3 protein-coding genes are annotated in these 3,740 nt (G+C 59.1%); 1 reads left to right on the top strand and 2 read right to left on the bottom strand.

Translation table 11 applies throughout. From position 1 onward, the window contains the following. Positions 1-298: 298 nt before the first annotated feature. Entirely contained in the window at positions 299-1,327 is a 1,029-nt protein-coding gene (locus F6X42_RS41930; RefSeq protein ID WP_222945927.1) for a LacI family DNA-binding transcriptional regulator, read from the bottom strand. 116 nt (positions 1,328-1,443) lie between these two features. Here F6X42_RS41930 and F6X42_RS41935 point away from each other — a divergent pair, with 116 nt between their 5' ends. Next, positions 1,444-2,673: a phytanoyl-CoA dioxygenase family protein gene (locus tag F6X42_RS41935; RefSeq protein WP_187639631.1), complete on the top strand. Its 1,230-nt coding sequence runs from the start codon at positions 1,444-1,446 to the stop codon at positions 2,671-2,673. Between the two features lie 621 nt (positions 2,674-3,294). Here the strand turns inward: F6X42_RS41935 and F6X42_RS41940 are convergent. Then, the gene (locus F6X42_RS41940) at positions 3,295-3,567 is read right to left on the bottom strand and encodes a hypothetical protein (protein ID WP_187639632.1); all 273 of its coding nucleotides are present in this window, start codon (positions 3,565-3,567) and stop codon (positions 3,295-3,297) included. Positions 3,568-3,740 lie beyond the last annotated feature (173 nt).

The following is a 3,740-nucleotide window of genomic DNA, read 5'->3' on the forward strand; positions in this document are numbered from 1 at the left end:
GATAACACCCGACGACTGCTTCGCGACGAGCGCGTCTGCTTGCTTCTGAAGTTTCTGGATTTTTGCTTGCAAGGATTCCAGGGTGGGCATTCCCGCCTCCGTAGTTGAGATGCCGCACTATGCCACGGACATAGCGCTGCGGGCTAGTTCCAGAGGGCATGTTGGACCTGGTGAGTAAGTAACCCATCATCGGTTGGGTTCGAGAGCACTCTTCCCTTAGGCGGCGTATCTCTGCACGAGCCGCCCGCGGGGAGCGCCCGATAAAACACCAGTGCGACAAAGGCGGCACGCCGCTCGGTTACAGTTTGCCGAATCGCTGTTCTACATATTGCGGAATATTCGCGGGTGTAACCACGACCACTGACGACGAGGTGCCGATGGCAGATGCCGGAAGCAGCTTATGGAAATGCATGATGTGATGGCAGGCAGTTCGCATGTCCTGCCGCAGGTCGTGATGCAAAACTGCGCTGAGTTTCCCGTCGCGCAGCAACTGGACATTGTCCCGGTCGAGGTCATGACCGATAAAGCACCTCGGTGTTTGACCTATCGATTTGAGCGCACGAAGTATTGCCACATTCCCGCCGCCCATCGAATAGACCGCCACGACTTTCCTGTTTGAACCGACGGCCCGCCGCACTCGCTCCTCAGTCTGCACGTCGAGCCCGTGACCGCCGCTGGCATCCTCGAGGGTCAACTTCGGATAGCGTCGTTGCATCTCATCGCGGAAGCTGATTTTCCGGTCCTCCTCGCCGCGGAAGCGTTCGTTGCTCATCGTAACGAGGACATCACCTTCCCGGCGAGCAAGCCATTGACCGATGAGATACGCGGCTGTCGCGCCCGCCATCCGGTTGTCGAGGCCAGCGTAAGCCAGGCGCGCTGACTGTGGAATGTCTGTGAAGATGGTGACAACGGGGATACCTCGTTGCTGCAACTCAGCAATAGCAGCGGTGACTTCCGGGACATCCCGCGCTTTCAAAAATACGCCGTGGCTGCCTCTCCGGCCAATCGCTTTCAGAGCATCTACGACTTCCGCCGTCGTCATGGTGTCCTGCATAAAAAAGCGCGGCCGGAACACCGCCGGCTGCAGGCCGGGTAGCTCTGACTCCAACGCTTCACGTATTTCGCCGGAAAACCGGCGCGGCGCTTCGACAACCGCGTCGACAACAAGCTTGCGCCCACTGGTCGCCAACTGGAACTGCTGCTTCTCGAGCTCCTTAATCGCGTGCTGGACGCGCTGACGCGTGTGCTCGCGAACGTGCTCCCGCCCGTTCAGCACCCGGTCGACCGTGGCTAGCCCAAGGCCCGCCTGGAGGGCGATTTCCTTCATGAGAAATCGGTGAGCCACGGTTAGCGTTTCCCCGATTGAGGTGTTTTTGATGTGTTTATGGTACCGCAAGCGCCCGCTGGAGTACTACTGTTGACCTTAGATAAGGAGGAGACGCCATGAACCGCACTGACCAGCGCCACAACGCGCCGGCACACCATTGGTATCGGGAGCGGGACTGTTCGCTCCATGACTTTCTTGCTGTCCTTAAGGCGCAGCCGGAGGACAGCAATCCGAGGTTCGCCGCCGACGTACGCGAACACGTTCCGGTGTATGACTGCCGCGAGCTTCGAAGTGACCTTGAAAACGTGTCGCGCCGCGCTGACCTGCAGGCCGAGTGGGCAAATGTATTGAATCGTGGGGCGGGCGTCCTCGTGCTGAAGCGGGTTTATACCGACACGGCGCCCGTCGACGAGGCGACGAAAGTCTTCGAATCAATCATCCGCGAAGAGCACGAAGCCGGCGCCGCTGCCGCTGACCACTTCGCCAAGGCGGGCGCAAATGACCGGATTTGGAATGCGCAAGAAAAGCTGTGCCTGCGTGCTCCCTCGGTGTTTGCCCGCTACTACGCAAGCGCCGCACTTCTCGCCATTGCCGAGGCGTGGCTCGGCCCGCACTTTCAGGTGACGTCGCAGGTTAACGTCGTGCGCCCCGGCGGACAGGCGCAGCAGGCACATCGGGACTACCACCTTGGCTTCCAGACCGTTGCGGAAGCTGAACGCTATCCTCCCCATGTGCACACGATGTCTCCTTTTCTCACGCTTCAGGGTGCCATCGCGCATAGCGACATGCCGGTGGAAAGCGGACCAACAAAGCTACTGCCGTTCTCGCAACGGTATGCCGAGGGCTATCTTGCGTGGCGTCGTCAGGACTTCCGCGACTACTTCGAGACGCACTACGTGCAATTGCCGCTCGAGAAAGGCGATGCGCTCTTCTTCAATCCCGCGCTCTTCCACGCGGCCGGCTCGAACAAGACGACGTCAGTCCAGCGCATGGCGAACCTCCTGCAGATTTCGTCGGCCTATGGCCGCGCGATGGAGACGGTGAACCGGGCAACGATGTGCGAAGTGCTGTATCCGGTCCTGCTGGAATGCCTTACGGCATCGAGCATGACGCAAGCGGAAGTCGACGCGGCAGTTGCTTCGTGTGCCGAGGGCTACCCCTTTCCAACGAACCTGGACAGAGACCCGCCGCTTGGCGGCCTCGCGCCGGAGAGCCAGCAGAGTCTGTTCTCCCGGGCACTCACAGAGTCGTGGACCGTTGACAGATTTCACGCGGCGATTCGGGAACAGGCCGCGCGACGAGATGCCTGGCCCGTAGGAGCTAGTGAGACGGACATGCGCGAATAAGCGCTTTGAAGACAGCTTGGGCGTTGGTAGTCAGAGGCGGTGCTGCGTCTTGCCGCTTGGTTCGAATACCTCAGCAGGTGATGTGCAGTTGGTCTGGAAGAAGACCGCACAGAGATGAAACGCGGAAACTCAGCAACCAACCAATGCGGCCTGCTGCCGATTTGGAAAATCCAGGCGTTCCGACAATCGCGAGTGTCTGAAGTTCGAGTTAAGCGCTGCGTTAGTGCTGCCCTGCGTTCAGTAGCATCCAAATCTGGCGCGTCGGCGCGCCTACAAGAATTCGCGCAAACACCGCGCGACACCGGACGCATGTGTAATGCTCTTCCGCACGCGCATCCTTGACCGCCCCGGCGCCGCTAAGCGTGAGGTCCAGATGCGGAGGCTCAGTGGCCGGCTTGCCGTATAGGTCAGCGCACTTGGCGCAGGGTTGAATCCAAAGGTCCATTCGTCAGTTGTCGGCAATTTCGAGCGATATGCGGCCAGTCGGTGCTCGTAGAAATCATAGGTTTTTCAAAGCGAGGAATATCTGCGACGGGGCGTCGCAAGGTAGACCATTTGAGGTAAGCGCACCATTAGTGCCCATGCTATCAAAAACGAACAACGAATCGATGTCTTTCGCGGTTAGTCCCCAAACGGGTTGCCGGTGTCTTTCATTTCTGTATTGAGGTTGTATTCCGCACGCACAGCCTTGAGCACGCCCTCGATGTCGCGCTCGAAGCCGACCGCGTTGCCGAAGTGAGTCATGTTCCAGTTGCAGCCTGTCTTGTCAGCCTCTTGCAACTGCGGCCGCGGCACACGAATCTTCACGCCATCCTCGACGACTTCGTGCAGTCGATGAATTCGACGGTTGACCTCCTGCTGCAGCTGCGAAGCATTGAGCGTCTTGCGTATCATCCAGGTCTCCTTCCGGTTGCTCAAGCCAGTCTAGCGCAAGTGAGGCCCCGGACGGTCAGTTGAAACTCCCCCACTTATGGTCGCGCAAATTCCCCCACCCTGTGCAGCAGGACTAAGGGTTTTATTTAGCTGGTTTTCGTTTTTCTCGCAAGCGTTTCAGCGGCCTCTTTAAG

The organism is Paraburkholderia podalyriae (assembly GCF_014397785.1).
In the GTDB taxonomy this organism is placed as follows: Bacteria; Pseudomonadota; Gammaproteobacteria; order Burkholderiales; family Burkholderiaceae; genus Paraburkholderia; species Paraburkholderia podalyriae.

Bases quoted from the DNA above. Each gene is read 5' to 3' on its own strand.
- F6X42_RS41930 (WP_222945927.1), bottom strand. From the start codon at position 1,327: ATGAAGGAAATCGCCCTCCAGGCGGGCCTTGGGCTAGCCACGGTCGAC.
- F6X42_RS41935 (WP_187639631.1), top strand. From the start codon at position 1,444: ATGAACCGCACTGACCAGCGCCACAACGCGCCGGCACACCATTGGTAT.
- F6X42_RS41940 (WP_187639632.1), bottom strand. From the start codon at position 3,567: ATGATACGCAAGACGCTCAATGCTTCGCAGCTGCAGCAGGAGGTCAAC.